Raw genomic sequence first — 24,898 nt, forward strand, 5'->3', positions numbered from 1 at the left:
ATCATTCACCTGAAAACCATTTTCCTACACGGGAAAAACCCTCTACCGATAACGGCAAAGGGTCTCCTGCAATCTCTTCTAGGAAAGTTATGCTACTTTAATTTTTTCAGGGTCGTGATCATACCCTTGACCTGGGCTTCCTCCTCCAAGGTAAACTCGTCCTTTTGGTAAAGAATAAAGGTTAGGACTTTTTCTCCCAGTCTTACTTTGTAATAAAGCATGGTTCTGGCTGTGGAATGGTCTTCGATCAATGCACCGTAAATCTTGCCAATGCCTTTTACATCAATGGTTTCCGTCCGTTCCAAATGAAGATAGGAATCCAATGCGATTTCAGCCTTTAATGCCTCTTCGCTTACTTCCATATGGGGATCCCTGATTTCGCCGATGTTTAAGATTCTTCCTTCATCATCTTTGAATATCACCAGATCCATCTGCAGCAAGTCATTCTTGTCTTCCTTTTCTTTTTGAAAGGTTTTCGGCAGCGCTATGCTCCAATCTCCCCCTGTACCCTTATAAATCAAAGTATCCTGTCCCGGGCTGCATCCTGCCAACAAAAATAAAATCCCTATCAACCATGCAATCCCTTTCACTCTCATCATTGCTCTGTGCCCCCTTTTTTGTTATCAATGCATTAGCCCATCTTTCATAATTTTTCTCCGATCACCTTTCTGACTTTCTCTGCCAGTTCGCCGGATTCCTTGGCCGAAATGTTACCCACCTGTATGGGAGGGGAAATGATTACCTCTACCTGGGCAGGCTGGATCTTTAATTGTCCCTTTGGCATAATATGATAAGCCCCTTTGATCGTAACAGGTACAATGGGCACATTGGCCTTTAATGCCAACTTCAAACTCCCCGGTTTAAATTCTCCCAACCGCCCGTCGGCGCTTCTCGTTCCCTCGGGAAAAATGACTTGGGAATATCCTTCCTTGAGCAGTTCTGCACCCCTGTTGATAGCCTTTAAGGATTGCCTTGCATCTTCCCTATCAATGAATACACATTGCATATATTTCATCCAAGTGCTGAGAATGGGGATCCTGCTAAGCTCCTTCTTGGCGATAAAGGACTTGGGTTTATGGATGAATCCCAAAAGGATGGGAATATCAAAATTGCTTTGATGATTGCTGACAAAGAGGACGGCTCCCTCTTTGGGTACGTTTTCCTCCCCCATCACCTTGATCTGTGACCCGCTGAGATTCACCAACATTCGAGCCCACCTTTGGGCCGTCCGATGGGTGATTTCATCCCGCTCGTTGATTCTGTTCTGTCTGTTCAAAAACTGCACTTTGAGCAGTGCTGGAATCGTATAGAGCAAAGAAAAAACAAAATAAATAAACCATAAGATCGTCTTCAGCATAAAACACCTCTACAATTCTGTGAATTTAGACATAGAAATTTGTCTCTTTCTATTTTATATCATATTCTCTAAAATAGGATTCATGGTACAATAGAACTAAGCAACAGAAAAAATTTCCCATGCAAAGGAAAAAATAGGGGGCATTTTTCCATGGAAAGAATCAATAAAATCCTGAACCATCCACAATATATAGAGTATTTGGCACGAAATGCCCAGGCTGAAGCAGACCGGGTCTTCTGCCGTCACGATCTTCCCCATGCCATTGACGTTGCCAGGGTTGCCTATATCCTTGCCTTAGAAAAAAAGCTTGTCCTTCAGAAGGATATCATTTATGCAGCCGCATTGCTCCATGATATAGGCCGGTGGAAAGAATATCAAGAGGGCATTGACCATGCCGTTGCGGGGGCTGAACTGGCATCAGAGATATTGATGGATTGCGGCTTTTCCGAAGATGAAAAAAATCTCATATCGGAAGCCATAAAAACCCACCGGATCGCCGTGCCGCAAACCACAGATCTGGGCGCTATACTATATGAAAGCGACAAAATATCCCGTCTCTGCAGCCAATGCCCGGCCATCAACCAGTGCAAACACTTTACCGACGGTAGACATCCTGTGCTCTTTTATTGAGAAGGTTGCCCTTGACAATTACCGAGGGCGGGCAGGTACAATCCGAATCTTTTCTCCCTTCAGCCTACGGACAATTTGTCCAATCGGTTCCCCTTTGATCTTTAGATCGGGTGCAATTTCATAAAGAGGAACCATCACGAAGGCACGCTCCGTCATACGGGGATGAGGGAGAATTAGTTTTTCTTCATCGGAAACATAATCTTCATAAAGAAGTATATCCACATCTATGGTTCTAGGCCCCCACCTTATTTTTCGCTCCCTTTTTAATCTCTCCTCAATCCAATGACAATACTCCAACAAAGGATAGGGCTCCAGAGAAGTATCAATTTGGAGCACCACATTGACAAACCAATCCTGATCTTGATATCCCACAGGCTCCGTTTCATACCAGGAGGAAATCTTTAATACTTTGATTTTCCCATGTTCCCTCAACATGTTTATGGCCCTGTGGATGTTTTCATATTTGTCTCCCATGTTGCTTCCCAATCCCAAGTATGCCCTAGCCATTTTTCCTTCTCCTGATTTCAATCCCAAAATAATCATAGATTCCTTCAACGGGCGCCTCCGGTTTTCGGATCTGCACCTTGATTTCATCTACCCGGTCAAACCGGCTTAAAATGGATTGGGCAATATCCTCCCCAAGGGCTTCTATCAGACAAAAACATTTCTTCGTTACAATCTCTTTTACCAAACCATAAGCTTCTGCATAATTGACCGTATCCCTCACATGATCCGTCATCCCTGCTTCCTTGAGGTCCAAATACATTTCAATATCTACATAAAATTTTTGCCCCAGCATGTTTTCTTCCTTTAAAACCCCGTGATATCCGTAGAAAGCTAAATTTTTCATGATGATCTTATCCATTATACCATACCCCTCACGATGCTATCGGTTACCTTTGCAGCCCTTACATTTTCCTTTACGTCATGAACCCTGACAATATCAATTCCTTGAAGAATCCCCATCACAGTCGTGGCCAGGGTTCCCTCTACCCTTTCCTTGGGAGGCAAGTCCAATATCTTCCCTATCATGGATTTTCTGGATGTTCCCAAAAGCAGGGGATATCCCAAATCATTCAGTTCACCCAGCCTGGACATGACCACCATATTCTGTTCAGGGGTCTTTCCAAATCCTATGCCTGGGTCCAATATTATATTTTGAGGTTTGATGCCTGCGCCTATGGCAATATCGATAGAATTTTGAAAGAACCGGCAGATTTCCTCCATAATATCCCTTTCATAGGTTGTCCCCGCCTGATTGTGCATGATGATCAAGGGCACTCCATATTTGGCAACCACCGATGCCATATGGGGATCCCGCTGAAGCCCCCACACATCATTGATCATATGGGCCCCTGCCCCCAACACCTTTTCCGCAACGGCAGCCTTATAAGTGTCCACGGATATAGGTACATCCACCTCTGCCACCAATCTACTCACAACCGGCAAAATTCTTTCCATTTCCGCCTCTGCCGATACCTCCTGGGATCCCGGTCTGGTGGATTCCCCCCCCACATCGATGATATCGGCTCCTTCTTCAACCATTTTTTTCGCGTGTTCCACAGCTGCATCGATGTCGAAAAAATCTCCTCCATCAGAAAAAGAATCAGGGGTCACGTTCAATATCCCCATGATGAAGGTTCTCGTTCCAAAACAAAAATCATGCTTTCCGCATCGGATGTTTACTTTCCTGTGAAGATGATATCCTATGTTTCTCATACGCACCTCCCATTGCTATTTTCCCAAGTTGATTAAAGCCATGGCTTCTGCCCTTGCCTTGGCATCTTTGTTGAACAATCCCCTTACGGCAGAAGTAATCGTTTGGGACCCCGGCTTTTTCACGCCCCTCATGGTCATACACATATGTTCTGCCTCCACCACAACAATGACACCATGGGGAGATAATTTTTCCATGATTGCATCGGCAATCATCGTCGTCAATCTTTCTTGCAGCTGGGGTCTTCTTGCTACAGTTTCTACAACTCTTGCCAGTTTGCTAAGCCCCGTCAGTTTTCCTTTTTTAGGAATATATCCTACATGACATTTGCCAAAGAAGGGTACTAGATGATGCTCACACATGGAATAAAAAGGTATATCCTTCACCAAAACCAGTTCCTCATGCTGCTCTTGCTGGAAATATACTTCCAAATGTTCCTGGGGGTCTTCCTTTAAACCGGAAAATATCTCTTCATACATATTGGCAATTCGTTTGGGCGTATCGATCAATCCCTCCCTGTCAGGATTTTCTCCTATAGCCTCTAATATTTCTCTGATCGCTTTTTCTATCCTTTTTTTATCCAATGTTGATTCTCCTCTTCTATATTTTTTAACAACATTATTGTATCAATAAAACAACAAATCCAAAAGGACTTGTTTCTACCATTTATGTTTTACTCTGCTGAACGTTTCATCACTTCTTCCATTTTAGACATGATATAATCATATCCTTTTTCACCATGGGGAATCAAACAAAAGCTGCAGTCTTTTATGTTATGGGAATATCTGAAATTGCCGCCGCAATCTTTTTTCAGCAGATATAGAGGACAATAACAAAACAAACAGTTAAATTTTTCCTCCCCTTCTACCGGGTGGCATGGAAAATATTCACAGGCTTTATTTTGATAGAATTTATAAGACATGACGTTTTCCTCCTTATTTTGTGGCCTTGACAACGGTCGCATAGGACTGCTCCGTATATTCTTCTTCTTCAAAACCTCCATAGATCTCAATCTTTCTGAATCCAGCCTTTTCCAACATTTCTGTCATTTCTTTGCTTTTCAATGCAATCAAAGGAATTGCATTTTGGTATCTTTTCTCCTCTCCATTCTCGCGAATCACCAGTTCTGTATGAAAATCCACCTTTTCTTCTTGCTCTTTATAAGAATATTTCCGAATAAAGGTTACTCCCTTGTCCTTTCTGTCTATGGTAGGCAAGCTGTCAATATGGTATTTTATAATTCTGTCATAATTGATGATCTGAAGCACCAGCTTCCCGTCATCCGAAAGCATGGCATAGGCATCCTTTATCAACCTTTCTATGGTCTCCTTGTTGTCTAAATGGACAATGGAATTGCCGATGCAAAAAATCAAGTCATATTGTTCTCCTGCAAAAATTTCCTTTATTTTGGTCATGTCTCCTTGGACAAAACGGATAGCGACATCTTTTCCCTTGGCCTTGGCCAGCTGAATCATGGCCCCATCCAGATCAATGCCGTCTACCTTATGGCCTTCTGCAGCCAAAGGTATAGAATAATTTCCTGTACCACAGGCCATATCCAATACTTTCGATCCAGGCCTTAAGCCCTTTCTTAGAAAATGCAAGGTCTCATCATCCCTTGGAAAAACAATATCATAGACACCGCTTAACACTTCGTAAAATTGCATCCTATCACCTCTATCATCATTTGTTTTATTCATTCTATCTTGATATCCTTTTTTCCTTTTGATAAGCATAAAATCTTTCATACTTCAATGATTTTCAATCCTATTTCCTGATACATGCTGCATAATAATATTTTAATTTTGTTCTTCTGTGATATCCTCATCTTGATGAAAATGATCCTCCTGTTTATCAAGATAGATGCGGTTGGCAGAATCTACGGTGGCATAGAAAACCTCTTTTATATCCCGTACATTCATCATTTTCAGCTGATCCAGCAGCCACTTGACAGTTAAACCCCTCTGTTTCAGGTTCTCGTAAATGATATTTCCCGTAACGATAACCTCCGTAGGCATTTCTTCTTGTTTTGTTTGAAGACTTAGGTCTTCCGCCTTTACATATTCTTTGGAGGCTATTTTCATAACGCTGATCTCCCCTGTAGTCTCCAGAATACCGTATTTTACACAGGCAACATCAAACACATCCTTTTTCCTCAGCAAATGGGTCAGTTCATCTACGGAATAATGAAACCTTGCCAGGTTCTTTTCTAAAATCTTTCCATTCCGAATTACAATAACCGGCTCCCCTTGAATAATTTTTGAAATCTTTCTGTTTTTTGTGCTGATATATGCCATGAAATAAGTGAGTCCGCCAAACAGCACCAAACCGATCAAATGATGCCAAGTCCTCTGATTTAGATCCGTAGCCAAGGTTGCTGCAATGGAACCAAAGGTAATGCCGTTAATATAGTCGAATAAAGTTAGCTGTGCCACCTGTTGCCGACCTAATATTCTCGTGATAAACAAAATTGTAAAGAAAGCCAGTATTGTCTGCAAAAAAACTTCAATAATCGCCTTCATCTTTTTCCTTCCTCCGGATAAATTCTCTTTTTCCAATCATACTAATAATGTGATACAGTTTTGAGATTTTTATGCGGGAGGTAGACCCTTATGCGCCTGTGGCTGCAAGCCGTTCTGACTTTTTCTTTTATTGTTTTGGGATTTATCCTCATCTATTGGCTGCATAAACATGAAAAAATATAGGCAATTGAAGAAAATGTTTTTGTTTTATATACTTATTTTGTGGTATGTAATACATAAGACAGTAAGGGGAGGATTTCATATGATCAGTGAAAAACTAATGAGCGAATTGAATGAACAACTAAAGCATGAACTTTTTTCTTCCAATCTTTATCTGGCCATGGCCGCCTATTGTGCCGAAGAAGATCTAATGGGCTTTGCCAATTTCTTTAGAGTCCAAGCAGAAGAAGAAAGATTCCACGCTATGAAATTTTTTGACTATATCATAGAGATGAATGGAAGGGCAAGAATTCCAGCAATTGATGAACCAAAAAATAATTTTGCTTCCATCTTGGATGCATTCAGACAAGCCTACACCCATGAACAATTTGTAACCAAGAGAATTTACCACCTGACAGACTTAGCCATGGAGGAAAGGGAACATGCGACCATCAGTTTCCTAAAGTGGTTTGTTGATGAACAAGTAGAAGAAGAGTCTATGTTTAACGGTTTGGTAAAGAAACTTGAAAGAATCGCAGACAATCCCAATGCCCTTTATATGCTGGATGGGGAACTGGCCCAGAGAACTTTCACACCACCGTCAGATGCCAAACAAGCTTAATTTAATTTTATAAAAAATGAAACAACACCGTTTCCTTTTCATCGGGAACGGTGTTGTTGTATAAATTGACAGGCCCCCAGCACCTGTTCTGATTTGTCTATATAGTTTCCAGACTTTTTTTTACATATCTTAGAAATGCTTCATAATTTGCTATCTCCGTTGCATACATTTCCTGCTCTATCAGTTTATATGTTTTTGTTTCCTCAAAATCAAAACAAACCTTCCCCTGATAGATATAGGATGCATTGCCGATAAATTCAACCTTATACTTTTCTACAGCGTCTTTATGGACAATACACTGAATCATCCCGCCATCATTAAAGACTTTGACTTCTCTTCCCAATCTTTTGGAATCATGGCAACAGACGATGATGCTGGAGGCAGTCATCCCTGTGCCACAGGATTGAGTCAAACCAACCCCTCGTTCATAGGTCTTTACATAAATGCTTTGTTCATCCAGAATCTTTACGAAGTTCACATTGACTCCCTTAGGAAACACTTCTTTTATGTTGTTTGCCTTTTCTCCAATTTCCTTTAATACCCTCTCATCAATATGGTCCACAATGGACACAATATGGGGATTGGATATGCTTAAAGCACTAAATTCTACTGTATTCGATAAGGACTCTATCTTTTGGAACAGATGCCGGTCTGCCGGACCGTTCATGGGCAGCGTCTTTATATCAAAAGAAATGGTATCGATGGTAATTTGAATGGTAGTAATACCCTCATAAATATCCTCTGCTTTCTTTACCATGTATTTCCCTTTCATTGTTTCAATTTCAACGGAATCCTTTCCGGATATTTCAATCACATAGCGGCCTACACACCGCAAACCATTGCCGCACATCTCAGGCTCGGAACCATCAGCATTAAAGATTCTCATCTTTCCGTCAGCAAAAGTACTCTTCTGAACAAATAGAATACCATCGGCTCCAACAGGTCCTTTGCGATCACAAATTTCCCTCGCCAATAATACTCTTTGCTCTTCCGTAAAATCATAAAAGTCATTGATTTCATCAATCAGCACAAAATCATTGCCCGTTCCATGACATTTTAAAATATCCACTATCATTGGACAGAACTCCTTCCCTCCAGTATTTTTCATTTTACCGTAAGCTTAATTATGCATTTCCCCTAATATTTTTTCATATATTTCACTTTATCATATTCATGATCAAAATGAAAAGCATAAATTTTTTCTATATATTCTATGATACCCATCTTTCATAGAATAGGGAAATTACATAGATTTCAACATATTCACCCTTTTCATAATCCTTTGGGCAATTTTCGGTTCCTTGCTCTTGAGCCGTTGGAAATATTTTTTCATATCTCCATCAAAGGGCAGTTTATTTCCAAATAAAATCATTTCCAAAGATTGTCTTACCTGGTGCAGTATTTGACTTTCATCCTCATCGGGATAATTTTCGATGGCAACCAATGTCATGCTCAAACTTTCCACAACTTTTCCTTCTTCAAAATTTTTCTTTAGGCTTTCCGAAAAGCCTTTCCACACTTCTACATCACCATATTTCCCGTTTTCCACAATGCGATCCATTAGGGCTTTGGCATAGCCGATAATACAGTTTCTTCCCTGGCATTTCCCGCAGTATCTTTCTCCTAAACAGATTTCATTCACTGCCCCTTTAATTCGGTGGGTATATTCGTAAAGGGTTAGGGCTGCTTCCCGAAAGGCAGACAATTCTCCCCGCTTCCTCAGTTCCAAGGAAGGTTTTAAAATTGTATAGGCGACGATACCAACGATAATGGAAAAGATGCCGAGATAAGATGGATTTATAAAAGTTTTTGGCACTGTGGCATATAATTTGGTGACACCAAAAAACATGAAAATGAATGCAGAGGCAATTTTCATGGTGAATTCCGGTACCCGGTCGCCAATTTTGCTGCCTACGAAGATACCTAATCCACTGGTTAGGATCATTCCTGTAACGGTTCCTATCAGCACGAACAAGGGATCATTGGCGTCTACCGATAGGGTAATAGCCGTCAACTGGGTCTTATCCCCCAGTTCCCCTATAAAAAAGGCCATCGCCACCGTCAGAACAGGCCCGAACCTTCCCTTAACATCCTCCTCTTCCTCTTCCCCCTTCTCGCTTTTTAATGTCCACAAAGCAAAACCTACAAAAGAAATACCTGCGATCATCTGTATAGTATTCATGGGGATAATGCTAGAAAGATAAGAACCTAATACAACGGCAATCCCATGATTGAGAAGAGACCCTACTAATACCCCCAACAGCACCTTTTGCACAGGAAACTGGGTAGCAAAAGCCATCGCTAAGATTTGGGTCTTGTCCCCCATCTCCGCCATGAAAATTAAAAATAAAGATCGGATAAATTCCTGAAACATGGAAAAAGACCTCCCTGCATGTGAAATAAAAGGCGACACTCTTAACTTAATAAAGCTATTTCAAAAACAGCTCCATTAAGCTAAAAGTCTCGCCCCTTTAGAAACTTGTTCTGAAGCAAATAGGACCAGGTATTTCACCAGCATGTTGATCCTATTTATGACCCATGGCCACAGCTACTCCCTTTTAGCATATCTCCAACGAATACTAATATATCATATGCAGGTTGCAATGGCAATAGCCGTTAATACAAAAACTCCTTAAAACCACCTCAAGCAAAATCCCCTTTTACTTTATGTTGTATTTCTCCATCCGATAAATTAGAGTATGTCTTGTAATACCTAGCAATTTTGCTGCATGGGTCTGATTATAGTCTGTCCTCTTTAAGGCCTGTTCAATCAAACTTTTCTCAACCTTCTCCAAATCAATACCCTCCTCTGGCAGCAGGAAGGCAGGAATTTCGCTGTTGTAAAACAGAATCTCTTTCGGTAGCACATCCTTCGTCACTTTTTCTCCATGATTGAGAATAACGATTCTTTCAATGACGTTCTCCAGTTCCCGGATATTTCCCTTCCAAGGATAATGGGTCAAAGCCTCCATAGCTTCTTTATCAAAGAACAATTTGTCCCTCCCGATTTCTGCACAGTATTTCTCCGTAAAAAATTCAATTAGTTTAGGAATGTCCTCCTTTCTTTCCCGCAGGGGGGGCAGTTCAATGGGAATTACATTTAGCCGGTAAAATAAGTCCTCCCGAAACTCTCCCTTTTCTACCATTTCTCTTAAATTCCTATTGGTTGCAGCCACAATCCTCACATCTACTTTTATCGTCTCCGTTCCACCGACCCGCTCAAATTCCTTTTCCTGCAATACCCTTAAAAGTTTTACTTGAATCGCCGGGCTTAATTCTCCCACTTCGTCGAGAAAAATTGTTCCCCCGTCGGCACGTTCAAATCTGCCGGCTTTTTTTGCGATGGCACCTGTAAAGGCTCCCTTTTCATGGCCGAAGAGCTCACTTTCCAACAGAGTCTCCGGCAAAGCCCCACAGTTTACTTTGATGTATGGCTTATGCTTTCGATTGCTGTTAAAGTGAATGGCATTGGCAATCAATTCTTTTCCTGTCCCGCTTTCCCCCGTAATTAAAACAGTGGCACTGCTATTGGCAACTCGGCTGACGATTTGCAACACTTCCCGGATTTTCTCGCTTTCTCCGATAATGACTTTCCCGGTGTTTTTATTTAATTCCTCTGTCAGAAATTCGATTTGCTCTTGCATATTTCCTACATTGAGGGCCTTCTCGATAACAACCTTTAATTCCTCAAGATCAAAGGGTTTTGATATATAATCTAAGGCTCCCAGCTTCATGGCTTCAATGGCACTTTCCATAGTGCCATGGGCTGTAATCATGATAACGGGTACCTTTCCATTCAAGCTTTTTATCTCCTTTAAGGCCTCCATTCCATCCTTTTTCGGCATCTTCAAATCCAACAGGATAAGGTCGGGTTCCTCCTGCCGGGTCATTTCTACCGCTTCAACCCCATCCCCTGCCGTAATGATCCTATATCCTTCATTCTTGAGGGCCTTTTTCATAGCCCAAATCATATTTTTCTCATCATCTGCAATCAAGATTTTTTTTGACATCTTCCGCTCCTCCTCTTGGATGTTTTGGCAAAAATATATCAATTTGGGTACCCCGATGGATTTCACTTTCAATTTCTATATATCCTTTATGCTCCTCGATAATTCTATGGGTGATGGCAAGCCCTAAGCCCGTACCCTTTTCTTTATTTGTATAGAATGGCTCAAATATTTTTTCCAATTTTTCTTTCTCAATGCCTATCCCTTCGTCAATGAAAGAAATTTTTATCCAATCTTCTTCGACCTGCAGCTTGATGCACAGATTCCCCCCCTCGGGCATCGCCTGGATATCATTGATAATGATATTGACAAAGGCCTGTTTCAATTTATCGGCATCTACATAGACCATCGAATCATCCATGCATTGATAATCAACCTTTACCTTATATTGTTCCGCATATTTTTTGGTAATCCGCAGCACATCCATGATGATCCGATCCATGCTTTGGAGCCTATAGTGAAACACACTGGGTTTGGCAAAGTCCAACAATTCTTGAATCACACGGTTCGCCCGATCAACCTCTGCTTCAATGATTTCCAATCCCTCCCTGGTATCGGCATCAACTGCATCTTTACGCATGATCTGGCATATGGTTTTGATAATCCCCAAAGGATTTCGGATTTCATGGGCAATCCCCGAGGCCAATTCTCCTACGGCTGACAGTTTTTCAACCCTTCTGATCTGATTTTCCAGGCGCTTTACCTCCGTAATATCCTCCATTACAATGACCATTCCCTCCATACGATTTAGAATGTTCTTCAAAGGGTATCCGTGAATTTTTATGATGGTTTTCTTTTCTTGCTCCTTCAGGATTCTTGTCTCATATCCCTGTATGGTTGTTTCCTTTCCGATGGCCTCTGCCATCACATTTTTTATTTCGCCGGGATTTTCAAAATAATCATAGATATAGGTACGCTCTGCCTCCCCCTTTATATTTAGCAGGGATTTCCCTTCCCGATTGATAGAATGAATCAACATATTTTTATCAATAGCGACGACCCCGTTCAATATACTATCCAGTATATTTTGTGTATAATTTTCCAAATCCGTCAGCCTCATAATCTGGACTTCCAAAAGCCGCCTTACCTTTGATTCTGATTCTACCAATGCCCCTGTAATGGCCCCCACAATCAAGAACATGGAAATTTCTAAAAACTGATTGATCACCTCAATATTAATTCTTCCAAAATAGATCAGCAAATGGGGTGCATACAGCACCACCACTGCCAATGTAGAAAGCATGGCACCCTTTAGTCCGAATTTAAATGCAGCCAATATAATGGGAATATAATATAATCTGCGGTAGAAATCATGAAATCCCCAGATATAGGATGTAGTAAAATAATGGAGCAACGTAATGACAGCAATGCTCATGGCTATCCACCAGATATATTTTCTTTTTGACTTCATTTCTTCACCCTCTCGCCTTCATTGGGTCAAATCTCTCCATCCAAACATGGAACTTCCCTATCAAGCATAAACGACAATTTTCTTTACAATATCTCCATAAAGATTCGTAACCTCAACCTTGGAAAAACCTGTCTTATATACATTTTCCACTGTCCTTCGATTGATATTGGCACCATATACATTGACCACCAGGGGATTCAATACATCCATGATAAGACCTAATACCTTCTTTTCGCTTCTCACATGCTCAATCATTATAATTTTTCCGCCAGGCTTGCATACTCTTTTCATTTCCTTTAAACCTTTGATAGGATCAGGTACAGAACAAAAAACACAGGTGGTGAATATGGTATCAAAGGAATGATCTGGAAAATTCATCGCCTGGACATCCATATGAATCAAATGTACCTTTTTATTAAGTTTTTGCGCCTTCTTTTTTGCCTTTTCCAGCATCTTTTCGCTAAAATCAATGGCTGTAATATCGAGTTCATCAGGATAGTATTCAATATTCTTCCCCGTGCCCACACCTACCTCTAGAACCTTTCCCTTTAGTTCCTGCATCACTGCCAGACGCCATTCCCTTAAAGCCATAACCTCCATCGGTTTTTCCAATAGATCATACAGGGCCGATACCCTGTCATATCTTCTCCTTATTTTTTCGGTAAGGTCGTCCATTTCTTTATCCTCTCCTTTTTATATCATTTGGATGATATATGCCCAAAAACCCGTTGATAGCAAACGCTATATCTGCCAACTATTTTTGCAAAAAACATGCCGCATTTTTAGAATAATTATATTATGTCTCCCTAAGGCCATGCCTCGACCCTTTCATCCATTCTCATATCATTTTTCCCTAGAATCTGTATTGTTGCAATAATAAGGCCAAAATGCCTAAGAAAAGGCCTGGATCACAGAAAAATTTTAGGCCCCAGATTCTCCCAGAGCCTATTTCCTTGCAGATCCTTTATGATTTTGGAGGCCATGCTTTTCTACCCTCTACATTATTTTTTCATAAATCCCTCAAGCAAATGCCTTCGAATAATTGCAAAATTTTGAAATAATCTGTCCCCAAAGGCAAAAATAGCAGCATAATATAAGGGTACACCCAATCTGTCACCAATATATGCCAGAATACCAGCCAAAACAGCATTGCCAAAAAAACCGGACACAAATATGGCCGTATTGAACTTTTTTTCCATATGTGCCCGGATCGCTCCGAACACTGAATCTAAAGCTGCCAATATGGCCACAGACATATATAAAGAATAGGATGTGGGATATGTGATCGGCAAGTACATGCCTAACAGAACACCGATGAGCAATCCAATCAAGATAATAACCAATTTATACACCTTCTTCTGCCGGTTTTAAATACTGAAAATCTATTTCTTCAGAATACTTCGGTATTTTTATATTTAATACAGTATTTACTTCTATATATAAACCTACGATTTCCTTTAGAAACCGTGCATAGGTGCCGGGTGCATTCAAAGCAGCTTCCAATGTTTTAGGATCTCCAATGGCTTTGATGACAAAAGGTTGTGCAAATACCTGGTTGTTAATTCTGATGGTATATCCGGCACAGCTCATCTCGGAAGTAGCCAATAGCCTTTGACCATTGATGGATATAGCCTCCGCACCGGCAACTTTAAGATCATTCACCAGATTCAGTACATCAATATCATGGACCAGTACATTATTGGGATCTTCTCCTTCGTATAACTCCCTTGTTCCATCATTGACAACCAGTATGATGCCGGGTCCCTCCACATCAACAAAACCGCCAATAAGCTTTTGCTCTTCCAATTCCTTCTGCATTGCCTCCTTGATGACGCCACCCTCTTGTTTTATTTTTTTGTATTCCTCCATTTGTTTTTTCTTCTCCAAGATCATTTTCTGCAGATTTTCCATTTCCTTTCTTTCACTCTCGATGGCCACCTTGTAATCATGAATGACCTTTAGGGGAACATAAAGGTATTCTCCTTTTACATTTTTTGCCTGCAAGGAAATGGCAAATCCCACAAGGATGGAAAATAATAGGATATTCAACTTCCATACATTGTATTTCATATCATCACCTCGGCTACTGAGCCTTCTCATTGGCAGGTTTGGCATAGCGCAGTTTCACTACGCCATTGTACCCTGGAATCACTACTTCATCCTGCTTTTTTACGGCGACCTGGAGATTAAATCGTTCCTTCATTTCCCAAATAATCCCATACCTTATATTTAATGTAGCCTCCAATGCGTCCGGGTTTCCAATGGCCTTTATGATGAAAGGAGGTGCCGTGGGAATCGAATTAATGTTTACATTATTGCCAGCAAGGCTAATTTCCGTACGGGATACAATCCGCTGCTCATTGATAGCAATGGCTTCTGCCCCAGCGTCATTCAGCTTATTGACCAAACTTAACAGCAAATCATAATTAGACATGATGACACTTCTGTCAGAAGAAAAATCCGGATCTGCCGGCGGATCATCCACCACTACCACAACCCCTGGTCCTTTTACAGCCTTAAATCCGGAGATTAGCTTATATTTTTCAATATCCGCCCGGATCGTTTTTGCCAATGCATCCTGTTTTGACTCTGCTTCTTCAATTTCCTTAATTTGTTCTTCCATTTTGTTAATTTCACTTAACAGCTGCTGCTTTTCTTCTTTTGCGTTTTTTAACTCTTCTGCCAACTCTTTTGCCTTTTGTGTAGGGGCGACGCCACCATAATAGTTTTCTTGCACACTTCTGAATTGCAAGGCAAGGGCCAGCCCTAAAACAATACATACAACGCCGACAGCTAACTGTGCTTTCAATCCTTTCATTTTTACCTCCCGTTGGTTATATCCAAAACAAATTCCCTTTCTCTAGACCTAGCGTAGGCACCCCATAACATTTTTACAATGCATATATTTCCCTAAAAACCTATATATCTTGCGTATAGGGATTTGGCCTGATTGATGTCTGAAATATTCTTTAAGATCGCCCTGCCATCATAAAAAAGAGTAAACTGCACATTTTCTGCCTGAAACTTTAAATAAAATGGATTTTTCTTTGCTTCTATGCCAATTCCCTGCAGTTTGTCCATCAGCTGATCTACGGAAATTTCGCTGTTCATCGGATTGATCTGCACGCTGTCTTTTCCGCAAAGATACACGGCTTCTTCCGAGTCACGATGCAAAAAGTCGTAGTTTTTCTTGCCGCAGGCAGGACAATTTTCTTTTTTTCTCTTTTCCACCACCTCAAAATCATTGTTCCATATATCTATAAAACGTATACCTCTGATCAATGCATCTTTTTTTCCAATAAGCAGTTTCATTGCCTCCGTTGACTGCAGTGAAGCAATGATATTGGTAATGCCGTTTAAAACCCCTACCTGATCACAGGTGTCTACGGAACCTGCCGGCGGCATGTCCGGCATAATGCAACGGAAACATGGGGTCTCTCCGGGAATCATGGTATGGGTCATGCCCATACTGCCGATGGCACCCCCATAAATCCAGGGAATTTCTAATTTTACGGACACGTCATTGATCAAGTAGCGTATATGAAAATTATCCGTTGCATCCAAAATCAAGTCCATCCCCCGACAGATATCGATGATATTGCGTGTATTGACATCTGCAACCACACTTTCAACGGTTATCTCCGAATTTATTTTCCTAAGCTTATAGGCCGCGGCAACTGCCTTTGGCAGATTATTTTCAATATCTTCTTCGTCGAAAAGAATTTGTCTTTGCAGATTGGATCGTTCGATATAATCCCGGTCTACCAGCTTGATGTATCCAACACCTGCCCTTGCCAAATTGTTTGCCGATACCGTACCCAAGGCACCACATCCTATGATAACCACCTTTGATTGCTGTAATTTTTCCTGACCATCTATACCGATCTGTTCAAAAATAATCTGTTTGGCATATCTGTCCATACTTCCAACCTCCTTAAACATAAGTATTATACCATATAAATATAGCTAGTGGATAGTCCACTAGCTACAGTTATCACTTAAAGGGGGGAACCTTTAAATGATTTTGTTATAGGATTGTACAGCAATTTCTGTGCCAATATTTTATCTACTTTTTCTCGTTTATGCCTAAGCCAAAAATCGGAAAACCGCCAAAGAGAAAAAAGATGATGATGATCCAGAAGAATATATCAAAACCTAAGCCTGGGAATATCTCTTTTGTGGGAGATTGGCTCTCCAAAACAGCCGGCAGATCTTGTTTTTTACTCATGCGATCGGGCCCCCTTCATACCATTCGCTATTTTTATGCATCAGCTTCTCTCTATAATATAGTATTAAATAAACCATCTACCTGCTACAAATAAATAAAAGATTCTTCATATTTTATGGATTTACAAGGCTAGAATGGAATTTATACAAAGGCTATATTTCTTAGGATAGTCTATCTTTACTAGGGCTAATCGCTTAGTAATTTTCCTAATTTTACAGTAGAAAGGTCCCAGTGTAGCAAAAGCCTTATTCAGTGTGTCATTTCCCACAAATAATAAAAAAAGTCTTCCGTTGGAAGATGTAAAGGAAGACTTTGTTGAAACACATGATGGAAATTATGATTGATCCACAATTTATAAAAGTACATAATTTCCTGTGTGTTATAAAAATTTGGCTTTCATCACATATCTTGCATCCTTTAAAAAGACAATTGTAAATTTTGGCATAAAGCTTGCTCGATAGATTTTATGGAATACGATCTTTTCTTATGTCGATGGGAGGTTGATAGCAAAGGAATGTTCAAAAATAAAAAACTTTTTATGAAGTTATATTTGAATTCAGGAGGATCAGACAATGAAAAGGAAAAAATTATTGTTCACAGGGTTGTTCGTTTTCTTGGCCATGGCAATCTCTGCATGTGCATCAACGGATGTAGTAGGTAAATTCGCCAAATCGTCCTTTCAAACACTGGTAGAAGAGAACAAAGACATGGTTTTCTTCGACGACAAATGGCAAAGCTGGTCCATAGCGTCCCCCGATGGTGAAAAATTTTTATGGAGCAGAGATTTTAGCGCAACAAACCCTGACGTAGCCTTTGAAATCAATGGGAAACCCTTTATCGATGCCGGCTTGGACGTGTCAAAGCTTCCACAAGAACAGTACAAATATGATGCTATTTCCGGCAAGCTCTATATACTTTCAGAAATCAGCGGAGAAAAATTCATTTATTCCGGTGAGCCTACCCCTTCTGCTTCCTTTAGCCTCATTGTAGACAAACATAGAAATTTCATCGGGTATCATGTAAAACTGGATCATTATGGTATAAAAGTTGGGGATGATCATAAATTTGAATGGGCAAAGGATATGGCAAAAAATGATAAGGACATTGTCTTTGTACTGAATCCCCAACCCCTGATTAAAGCAGGTGTCGATCCTACAAAAGTAACTGGTTGGATATTTACCAAGGTAGAAGATATGGACAAGGAATTCGATGTATTTTTAAAACCTTTCGACTTAAAATAAAAGATTATTCTTGACAATCCTTTTAAAAATATGCTACGGGCCAGTGATCTTCCCACTGGTCCTCTTTTTTCCAACATAATAAGGAGGTTTTGCTTTATGATGAATCTGCAAAAAAAATACGAAAATCTAAAGGCCTTGTTGCTGCAACTGAAAAGTGCTGCAATTGCTTTTTCCGGTGGTGTCGACAGCACCTTTCTCCTAAAGGTTGCCCATGATGTTCTCGGTGACAACGTTATCGCCGTAACAGCCAGATCCTCTACTTATCCTGAAAGGGAATTCCATGGGGCAAAGGCATATGCTGAAGGAATAGGCGTAAAGCATGTCATTATTATTTCTGAAGAATTAGAAATAGAAGGTTTTTCTCAAAATCCCGTGAATCGCTGCTATTATTGCAAGCGTGAGCTTTTCTCTAAAATCCGGGATGTGGCCGACCAGCACGGCCTAAAGCATGTTCTGGACGGTTCCAACTTTGACGACCTAGGGGACTATAGACCCGGTATGGAGGCTGCTAAGGAATTGCATGTAATCAGCCCCTTAAAAGAAGCCGGTTTCACAAAAAATGATATCCGAGCATTATCCAAGCAAATGAATATTCCTACATGGAATAAACCTTCCTTTGCCTGTCTGTCCTCCAGATTTCCCTATGGCCATGAGATTACAGAAGAAAAATTAAAAATGGTAGAAGCGGCGGAGCAGATACTGTTGGATATGGGATTTCGTCAAGTCAGGGTAAGACATCATGGGGAAATTGCCAGAATAGAAGTAGGGCCAGAAGAAAGGGAGAAATTCTTTGATTTGCCATTGATGGATTTTGTAGGACAATCTTTTAAAAAATTAGGATTTGCTTATGTTACCCTGGATTTAGCGGGTTATCGAACAGGAAGCATGAACGAAGGACTATCCCTATAGCTTGTAACCATTTTATTTGTTGGACATATTATATTATCGCAAGGGGATAGAATTTGAAAGGGGGTGTAAAGGATTATGAAAAATAATCAGGGTCAAAATACCTATGCCTTGGATTTAGTAATTTTGCCCAATGATAAAATGGAGCAGTTTAACGAATTTGTAAAACAGTATGGAAACCTGCCAGACAAATATATTTTTAGGGAGATTGCAAGGGTAAAAAATGAAGTTTCAAGCGATATGTTGCAGCAGCATGTCAAGCGTCTGGATTCCCTTTCAAAGCTAGAAGGCTTTGTCACAGATTACCATCAACAAAGAATTGATATGGTAAAAAGAATACTGGCCTCAGAAACAAAAGTTTCTCAACCCAAATCCCAACAACAAGCGGGAATAGAAACCCAATTCTGGACCGGTTCCAGCTTGCTTCTTTGGTTTTTACTTTTGACAGCAATTTGGCGCAGACCTTTCTTTAGGAGACCTTATTTCGGTTACCCATATATTTACTAAAGCCTGCCATATACGTGGCAATCAAGCTCTTCCATTTGATCTCAGAAATATGAAAAATCAAAGTTTACTTTGGTAAAGTTATTCTTTTATAAATCTATCCATGTTTTATTTAATGGCATAGAGTCATGATTGCCACGTATATAGAAATTTATTTTTGTAATAAATTATTTTTCCTTTAGATCTTCTTATGCAGCGTAATCTAAAAAGAAAGTACAAATATTACAAAATCTCAAAATAACAAGGAGATAATGTTATGGCAACGATGAATTTAAAAGTAGTATCACAAACTTATCTTGGAAAGCATGAAATCAAAGCAGTGTTTGACATCAGTGGCTTAAGTTCTGGTCAATCTGTTAATGTAATTTGTCAAAGCGTAGACGGCAAAAAATGGAGCTATACCTTTACAAGTAATGGTACAGACATCACTCGCATTTTTAATGTTGATGCTTTTGGATGGTACAAAGTTTATATGAAAGATAGTCTCGGCAATATTTCAACAACAAAAACAGTACTCGTAGCAATTGCTACCGTCGGTCAAGGTATTGATACTTTAAGTCATACATTTACTAAAAATGATATAGCCCTTATTGGCGGATCTACTGGCCTAACGGTTGATTTTATTATTTCAACTATTATTGCTTATGCAGGATTGCAGATTAGATTCTTAAAAGATAAAGCGACTGCTACAAAACTCCTAGGGGCCTTTATCGGTGCCAGAATTATGCTCGAGGCACCTCTAAGTCAATTACCACAAGAAGGCTATATTGTTAAAGTAAGGGAGTATCAGTATTATGACAGAATAGAATGTTATTTGCACTATTTTAATGCAAATTATGTCCCACTAATGAATCCGGTAAAACTGTGTACTACAACACTTACACAGTTCTAATATATTAAGGGAGTCTAAGACTCCCTTAATATATTAGAAGAATATATATAAGTGTTACGGTAAGCATATCATATAGTGACAATGAATTTGCAAATAATTTTTTTTGATAATTTAAACCAGAATAAGATAGAATTAAAAACAAACAACAATAGATGGTAAACATACAAAGTCTGTATGTGTTCTTACTATTAAACATGTTTGATAGCCTTACCGTTATTTTTAACTTAATATTTAATAGGTGTATTAAAATTAAATATACTAATAAAATTAAAGACACTTTTGCAAAATTCATATAAACCTCCATTCCGCCGCTACCGCTGGCAGTATAATGCACCCCGTTATCAAGACACTAAAATTAAAATTTAAAATTAAAATTTTTAAGTTATCTTGATCTCCTTCTCTACAATATGTTTTTTTGTATTCTAAGCAGCCGTATAGAGCTTATACGGATACTCATAATCCAAGGATTAAAATTGTAAAAATGAATGTATTCGTTAATTAGACTTCTTAATTTTCTTGGCGTACTATATTCAAAAATATAGAGTTTTTCTTGCTTTATGTTGCGAAAGAATCCCTCTGTTATTGCATTGTCTGTTGCTCGTCCCTTACTATCCATACGGATCCTAACATGGTTTTCCTTAAGTAAATCAATATATTCGTTACTAGTAAATTGACTACCTTGATCACTGTTCATAATCTCTGGTATAGCTTTTTTAAATGCTCGTTGAAGGATCTCTATCATAAAACCAGTTTCCATCGTGTTTGAAAGCTCATGGTCTATGATACATCTTGAATACCAATCGATGATGACGAATAAGTACATCCAGCCCTTTGGCATAGAGACATAGGTAATATCCACACCCCACACTTGATTAGCCCTTGTAATGGGTAGATTTCTTAACAAATAGGGGTATACCTTATGAGCCTTGTTTCTTTTGCTTAAATTCGGTCCTGGATAGATTACATATATCCCCATTTCCCCCATATACCGTTTTTCAGTACTAGAATTTTCTTTTGCAAATACGGTATGCATGTTTGCTAGAAATTCACTTTTCCACCTTGATAGCATGTTAGGATGGATCTGATACGCTTGAGCAATTTCTGATGAGGTTTTTTCTACTCTCAGCAGTTCTAATACTATTTTTGATTTTTCTTCCGGGGTAAAATGTCGTCTTTTCATATTCTTATTATAACTTATTTTTCAACTTTTTGTGTCCAACTCCCTGGGTTCATTATATCTTTTGTTTTTCGGTCTGTTATGACAGGCCGGTTGCCTTCCGGCGAGGACGGGGTTTGGGGCAGAGCCCCAAGGTTTTCGTTTTCATATTCTCTTTTCCATGACTCCATTCTAACTTATTTTAGGCCTTTTATATGTCTTGTTTTCTGGTATCATTATACTTTAATTCTCTGATCGTTTTTCTTTCCTTAGAACCAATATATGCTTTACTAGACGATAAGTTAGATATGCTATTGCAAAACTATATATTTTCATTCCTAAATTGAGGTATATCGAAATAGTAAGTATAACAAGTATAGTTATTATATCATATTTTTTGCGCTTCTTATTACATCTTTCAATATATTCATCAAGCTGTTGAAGCGAATGGCTACTGCTTCTTTTACCCATATATTCATCTCCTGAATACTTATTTAGCTTACAAATCGGTCTTATAAATCATTTACAATTTACACATTCTATTTTGTACTGTTCCCCATATCAACACTTCCTCCATTTGAACAGGATAAGGATTTTCTATAAAAATTCTGTACTTTTACAGTATTCAATCACTCCTCTTTTTCTGCACTTCTTAATCTCATGATAACATAACAACTCTATAGGTGCTATGAATTTATAATATAATAGAATCATCCACAGTTTTCATTTTCTATCACAAACAAAAGGAGATGGGTTTATGTTCCTTTTATTGCTTTTTATTGTTCTATTAGGAATCCCACTATTGGCTCTCAGCTTTCATTTTTCTAATCTGGTGATTGATCCAAAAACTTTGGATGATATTCATATATTGAATGACTATGCAGAAAAGGGACTGATCGATCTGACATCCTTTCAATCTCTTCAAAAAGAAGAAATCTGGCTTGGATCCCCTTATGGCTACAGGATGCGAGGATGGTTTTTCCCTTATCATGGTGCAACAAAAACAGTGATCCTATGTCATGGCATCACCATGAATCTCTATGGCTCCATGAAATATTTCCATATTTTTTACCGTCGGGGTTTCAATATCTTGGTTTATGATCATAGAAGTCATGGGAAAAGTGGCGGCAAATATACCACCCTGGGTTATTATGAAAAATATGATTTGAAAGCATGGGTCGATTGGATTCGGAATAGAACGGGTCCCCATTCCATCGTGGGAATCCATGGGGAGTCCATGGGTGCAGCCATAGCCCTGCAATATGCTGCCATGGATCATCGCATCGCTTTTTCCATCGCTGACTGTTCTTTTTCCGATTTATACGAGCTTCTTCAGTTCCGTCTTTGGGAAGAGTACAAGCTTCCTCCCTTTCCCATTCTCCATGGGGCAAACCTTATTACCTATTTGAGAACAAAGGCTTTTTTTCAAGACATATCCCCAATCCGGACCATAAAAGAAATCACAGCCCCTGTGCTGTTTATTCACGGCCTTGAGGATCGTTACATCCCCCCCGAAATGAGCATAAAAATGTATCAGCATAAAGAAGGAGTAAAAGATATTTTTCTAGTAGAAAATGCAAGACATGCAAAATCCTTTATGGAATCCCCTGAAGCCTATGAGAAAAAAATTGACCTATTTCTTAAATCCATCGAAGTCATATGATGCAGCATGATGGGAGCCATCATGCCTTTTATTTTTCTAATCCAATCACTGCTTCATTGCATCGATCCCCATAGGTCATAAAAATATTTTTTAGAAGCAAACGTTATCCTTGATATATTCAGGTTTTGATTCATTTAATCTTATGGTAATATAGTAATGGAACAAAGAACCTGTCATCAAGAATTTCCTGTTGGGTGCACAGATAGGTTTTCCTTTGAAATTATGGTACGCTGCAGCACAATGAAATCTATGGAAGGGGAGGCAAAAAAAAATGAAAAAACCGACGGTTTTAATCATATTAGACGGTTTTGGTTTGAACGAAAACAGTTATGGCAACGCCGTAAAACAAGCAAAAACACCGAATCTGGATAAATATTTTGAAACATATCCCCACAATATGGCCCACGCCAGCGGCTTGGATGTGGGACTTCCCAAGGGGCAAATGGGCAATTCGGAGGTAGGCCATTTGAATATTGGTGCCGGTCGCATCGTCTACCAAGAGCTCACCCGGATTACAAAGGCTATCGAAGACGGTGATTTTTTCCACAACCCTGTATTTCTAGACGCCATAGAAAATGTAAAGAAAAACAATGGAGCCCTCCATCTTTGGGGATTGCTGTCTGACGGCGGCGTCCACAGCCACAACACCCATCTTTATGCCCTGCTGCAGTTGGCAAAGAATGTGGGCCTTGAGCATGTATTTGTCCACTGCTTTTTAGACGGAAGGGATGTTCCTCCTTCCAGCGCCTTGCAATACATTGATGAATTAGAAGAAGTCATAAAGGAAATCGGTGTCGGAAAGATTGCCACTGTCTCAGGCAGATACTATGCCATGGATCGGGACAAACGATGGGAAAGGGTAAAATTAGCCTATGATGCCATCACTTTAGGTATTGGCGAGAAGGCGTCTTCCGCAAGGGAAGCCGTAGAAAACTCCTATCAAAAGGATATCGTGGATGAGTTTGTAAAGCCCACAGTGATCTTAGAAAATAACAGGCCCGTGGCCACAGTCAATCCCAATGATTCTATCATCATGTTCAACTTCAGACCAGACCGTGCCCGAGAAATCACCAGGGCTTTTGTAGACCCGGATTTTAAAGATTTTGAAAGACCTAGGGGCTTCTTCCCTATTCATTACGTCTGCATGACCAGTTATGACGCTACTATGCCCAACGTCCATGTAGCTTATGCACCTCAGGTTTTATCCAATACCTTCGGGGAATATATCTCCAAGTTGGGCTTAAAACAGCTTCGAATTGCTGAAACAGAAAAATATGCCCATGTCACCTTCTTCTTTAATGGGGGTATTGAACCTCCCTACGAAGGAGAGACCCGTATTCTTGTCCCTTCTCCAAAGGTAGCTACCTATGATTTAAAGCCGGAGATGAGTGCCTATGAAGTAACGGACCGTTTGGTTGAGGAAATTCAAAAAGACCTATATGACGTTATTATCGTAAACTATGCCAATGCTGATATGGTAGGCCATACTGGTTCCATGGAAGCAGCCATCAAAGCTGTAGAAGCTGTGGATGCGTGTGTGGGAAGGGTGGTAGAAGCCGTCCTTGCAAAGAAAGGACAAATTCTTCTTACCGCTGATCACGGCAACTCCGACGAGATGCTGGATGCAGAGGGCAATGTCATTACGGCCCATTCCAAAAACCCTGTTCCTCTGCTGTTGATTAACGCCCCAGAGGATTGCGGCATCGGTGAAGGACGATTGGCGGACATTGCGCCAACCCTGCTCCATATGATGGGACTGCCAAAGCCTGAGGAAATGACAGGCCGTTCTCTGCTGCTGGAACCTGCTTACAATACAGACGAAGAAAGAGCTTAAATATATATACCCACAGGTGCCTTAAGCCCTGTGGGTATGCTGTTTTATT

At 39.9% G+C, this 24,898-nt stretch carries 28 protein-coding genes; 8 read left to right on the plus strand and 20 right to left on the minus strand.

What is annotated here, in order from left to right; genetic code table 11:
- Nucleotides 1-92: 92 nt before the first annotated feature.
- Together AN619_RS09755 and AN619_RS09760 are read right to left on the minus strand one after the other, a co-directional pair.
- Nucleotides 93-599 (minus strand): hypothetical protein, encoded by a 507-nt coding sequence (locus AN619_RS09755; RefSeq protein WP_068556512.1) that lies wholly within the window; start codon nucleotides 597-599, stop codon nucleotides 93-95.
- A 44-nt stretch (nucleotides 600-643) separates the two neighbouring features.
- Nucleotides 644-1,357, minus strand: a complete 714-nt coding sequence (locus AN619_RS09760) for a lysophospholipid acyltransferase family protein (RefSeq protein WP_068556513.1) — start codon at nucleotides 1,355-1,357, stop codon at nucleotides 644-646.
- A 150-nt stretch (nucleotides 1,358-1,507) separates the two neighbouring features.
- On the opposite strand from AN619_RS09760, the gene AN619_RS09765 reads away from it, so the two are divergent.
- Nucleotides 1,508-1,987, plus strand: a complete 480-nt coding sequence (locus tag AN619_RS09765; RefSeq protein WP_068556514.1) for an HD domain-containing protein — start codon at nucleotides 1,508-1,510, stop codon at nucleotides 1,985-1,987.
- Nucleotides 1,988-2,005: 18 nt separating this feature from the next.
- Here AN619_RS09765 and folK read toward each other — a convergent pair whose 3' ends face one another.
- The 7 genes from folK to AN619_RS09800 all read right to left on the minus strand — a co-directional run bounded on the left by folK (nucleotide 2,006) and on the right by AN619_RS09800 (nucleotide 6,226).
- Entirely contained in the window at nucleotides 2,006-2,494 is a 489-nt protein-coding gene (gene folK, locus AN619_RS09770; protein WP_068556515.1) for a 2-amino-4-hydroxy-6-hydroxymethyldihydropteridine diphosphokinase, read from the minus strand.
- Entirely contained in the window at nucleotides 2,487-2,852 is a 366-nt protein-coding gene (folB, locus tag AN619_RS09775) for a dihydroneopterin aldolase (RefSeq protein ID WP_068556516.1), read from the minus strand. The genes folK and folB overlap by 8 nt, the downstream gene beginning before the upstream one ends.
- Nucleotides 2,852-3,706: a dihydropteroate synthase gene (folP, locus tag AN619_RS09780; protein ID WP_068556517.1), complete on the minus strand. Its 855-nt coding sequence runs from the start codon at nucleotides 3,704-3,706 to the stop codon at nucleotides 2,852-2,854. Before folP ends, folB begins: the two co-directional genes overlap by 1 nt.
- Before the next feature lie 15 nt (nucleotides 3,707-3,721).
- A complete protein-coding gene (gene folE, locus AN619_RS09785) occupies nucleotides 3,722-4,288 on the minus strand; it encodes a GTP cyclohydrolase I FolE (protein ID WP_068556518.1) in 567 nt (188 codons plus the stop codon).
- Nucleotides 4,289-4,377: 89 nt separating this feature from the next.
- Nucleotides 4,378-4,626, minus strand: a complete 249-nt coding sequence (locus tag AN619_RS09790; RefSeq protein ID WP_068556519.1) for a cysteine-rich small domain-containing protein — start codon at nucleotides 4,624-4,626, stop codon at nucleotides 4,378-4,380.
- Nucleotides 4,627-4,639: 13 nt separating this feature from the next.
- Nucleotides 4,640-5,371 carry a class I SAM-dependent methyltransferase gene (locus AN619_RS09795; protein WP_198153279.1) on the minus strand — a complete coding sequence of 244 codons (732 nt, stop codon included), beginning with the start codon at nucleotides 5,369-5,371 and terminating at the stop codon, nucleotides 4,640-4,642.
- Between the two features lie 132 nt (nucleotides 5,372-5,503).
- Entirely contained in the window at nucleotides 5,504-6,226 is a 723-nt protein-coding gene (locus tag AN619_RS09800) for a DUF421 domain-containing protein (protein ID WP_068556521.1), read from the minus strand.
- A 262-nt stretch (nucleotides 6,227-6,488) separates the two neighbouring features.
- Between AN619_RS09800 and AN619_RS09805 the strand changes: the two genes are divergently transcribed.
- Complete coding sequence (locus tag AN619_RS09805) at nucleotides 6,489-7,007, plus strand: ferritin (protein WP_068556522.1); 519 nt, start codon at nucleotides 6,489-6,491, stop codon at nucleotides 7,005-7,007.
- A 97-nt stretch (nucleotides 7,008-7,104) separates the two neighbouring features.
- Here AN619_RS09805 and dapF read toward each other — a convergent pair whose 3' ends face one another.
- The 10 genes from dapF to AN619_RS15970 form a co-directional block, all read right to left on the minus strand.
- Nucleotides 7,105-8,082, minus strand: a complete 978-nt coding sequence (gene dapF, locus AN619_RS09810; protein ID WP_083525071.1) for a diaminopimelate epimerase — start codon at nucleotides 8,080-8,082, stop codon at nucleotides 7,105-7,107.
- Nucleotides 8,083-8,250: 168 nt separating this feature from the next.
- Nucleotides 8,251-9,381 carry a TMEM165/GDT1 family protein gene (locus AN619_RS09815; protein ID WP_068556524.1) on the minus strand — a complete coding sequence of 377 codons (1,131 nt, stop codon included), beginning with the start codon at nucleotides 9,379-9,381 and terminating at the stop codon, nucleotides 8,251-8,253.
- Nucleotides 9,382-9,667: 286 nt separating this feature from the next.
- Nucleotides 9,668-11,017: a sigma-54-dependent transcriptional regulator gene (locus AN619_RS09820; protein WP_068556525.1), complete on the minus strand. Its 1,350-nt coding sequence runs from the start codon at nucleotides 11,015-11,017 to the stop codon at nucleotides 9,668-9,670.
- Nucleotides 10,989-12,425 (minus strand): ATP-binding protein, encoded by a 1,437-nt coding sequence (locus AN619_RS09825; RefSeq protein ID WP_068556526.1) that lies wholly within the window; start codon nucleotides 12,423-12,425, stop codon nucleotides 10,989-10,991. The genes AN619_RS09820 and AN619_RS09825 overlap by 29 nt, the downstream gene beginning before the upstream one ends.
- Before the next feature lie 60 nt (nucleotides 12,426-12,485).
- Complete coding sequence (locus AN619_RS09830; protein WP_068556527.1) at nucleotides 12,486-13,100, minus strand: class I SAM-dependent methyltransferase; 615 nt, start codon at nucleotides 13,098-13,100, stop codon at nucleotides 12,486-12,488.
- A 326-nt stretch (nucleotides 13,101-13,426) separates the two neighbouring features.
- Nucleotides 13,427-13,777, minus strand: coding sequence for a small basic family protein (locus tag AN619_RS09835; protein ID WP_456300646.1), 351 nt, complete (start codon nucleotides 13,775-13,777; stop codon nucleotides 13,427-13,429).
- Nucleotides 13,770-14,495 carry a DUF881 domain-containing protein gene (locus AN619_RS09840; RefSeq protein WP_068556528.1) on the minus strand — a complete coding sequence of 242 codons (726 nt, stop codon included), beginning with the start codon at nucleotides 14,493-14,495 and terminating at the stop codon, nucleotides 13,770-13,772. The genes AN619_RS09835 and AN619_RS09840 overlap by 8 nt, the downstream gene beginning before the upstream one ends.
- 13 nt (nucleotides 14,496-14,508) lie before the next feature.
- On the minus strand, nucleotides 14,509-15,243 hold the full coding sequence (locus AN619_RS09845) for a DUF881 domain-containing protein (protein WP_068556529.1): 735 nt from the start codon (nucleotides 15,241-15,243) through the stop codon (nucleotides 14,509-14,511).
- A gap of 92 nt (nucleotides 15,244-15,335) precedes the next feature.
- Complete coding sequence (locus AN619_RS09850) at nucleotides 15,336-16,346, minus strand: ThiF family adenylyltransferase (RefSeq protein ID WP_068556530.1); 1,011 nt, start codon at nucleotides 16,344-16,346, stop codon at nucleotides 15,336-15,338.
- Nucleotides 16,347-16,491: 145 nt separating this feature from the next.
- Nucleotides 16,492-16,653, minus strand: a complete 162-nt coding sequence (locus tag AN619_RS15970) for a hypothetical protein (RefSeq protein WP_157064975.1) — start codon at nucleotides 16,651-16,653, stop codon at nucleotides 16,492-16,494.
- Between the two features lie 572 nt (nucleotides 16,654-17,225).
- Here AN619_RS15970 and AN619_RS09855 point away from each other — a divergent pair.
- The 4 genes from AN619_RS09855 to AN619_RS09870 all read left to right on the plus strand — a co-directional run bounded on the left by AN619_RS09855 (nucleotide 17,226) and on the right by AN619_RS09870 (nucleotide 20,196).
- Nucleotides 17,226-17,894 carry a hypothetical protein gene (locus tag AN619_RS09855; protein ID WP_068556531.1) on the plus strand — a complete coding sequence of 223 codons (669 nt, stop codon included), beginning with the start codon at nucleotides 17,226-17,228 and terminating at the stop codon, nucleotides 17,892-17,894.
- A 96-nt stretch (nucleotides 17,895-17,990) separates the two neighbouring features.
- Entirely contained in the window at nucleotides 17,991-18,803 is an 813-nt protein-coding gene (larE, locus tag AN619_RS09860) for an ATP-dependent sacrificial sulfur transferase LarE (RefSeq protein WP_330382067.1), read from the plus strand.
- A gap of 75 nt (nucleotides 18,804-18,878) precedes the next feature.
- Nucleotides 18,879-19,307 (plus strand): hypothetical protein, encoded by a 429-nt coding sequence (locus AN619_RS09865; RefSeq protein WP_068556532.1) that lies wholly within the window; start codon nucleotides 18,879-18,881, stop codon nucleotides 19,305-19,307.
- 253 nt (nucleotides 19,308-19,560) lie between these two features.
- Nucleotides 19,561-20,196 carry a hypothetical protein gene (locus AN619_RS09870; RefSeq protein ID WP_068556533.1) on the plus strand — a complete coding sequence of 212 codons (636 nt, stop codon included), beginning with the start codon at nucleotides 19,561-19,563 and terminating at the stop codon, nucleotides 20,194-20,196.
- Nucleotides 20,197-20,596: 400 nt separating this feature from the next.
- Here the strand turns inward: AN619_RS09870 and AN619_RS09875 are convergent, their stop codons facing one another.
- Nucleotides 20,597-21,376, minus strand: coding sequence for an IS3 family transposase (locus tag AN619_RS09875; protein ID WP_068556534.1), 780 nt, complete (start codon nucleotides 21,374-21,376; stop codon nucleotides 20,597-20,599).
- Between the two features lie 733 nt (nucleotides 21,377-22,109).
- On the opposite strand from AN619_RS09875, the gene AN619_RS09885 reads away from it, so the two are divergent.
- Both AN619_RS09885 and gpmI read left to right on the plus strand, forming a co-directional pair.
- Nucleotides 22,110-23,015, plus strand: a complete 906-nt coding sequence (locus AN619_RS09885; protein WP_068556536.1) for an alpha/beta hydrolase — start codon at nucleotides 22,110-22,112, stop codon at nucleotides 23,013-23,015.
- A gap of 271 nt (nucleotides 23,016-23,286) precedes the next feature.
- The gene (gpmI, locus tag AN619_RS09890; protein WP_068556537.1) at nucleotides 23,287-24,849 is read left to right on the plus strand and encodes a 2,3-bisphosphoglycerate-independent phosphoglycerate mutase; all 1,563 of its coding nucleotides are present in this window, start codon (nucleotides 23,287-23,289) and stop codon (nucleotides 24,847-24,849) included.
- Nucleotides 24,850-24,898: the final 49 nt, after the last annotated feature.

The organism is Thermotalea metallivorans, from assembly GCF_001562415.1.
Taxonomy (GTDB): Bacteria; Bacillota; Clostridia; order Peptostreptococcales; family Thermotaleaceae; genus Thermotalea; species Thermotalea metallivorans.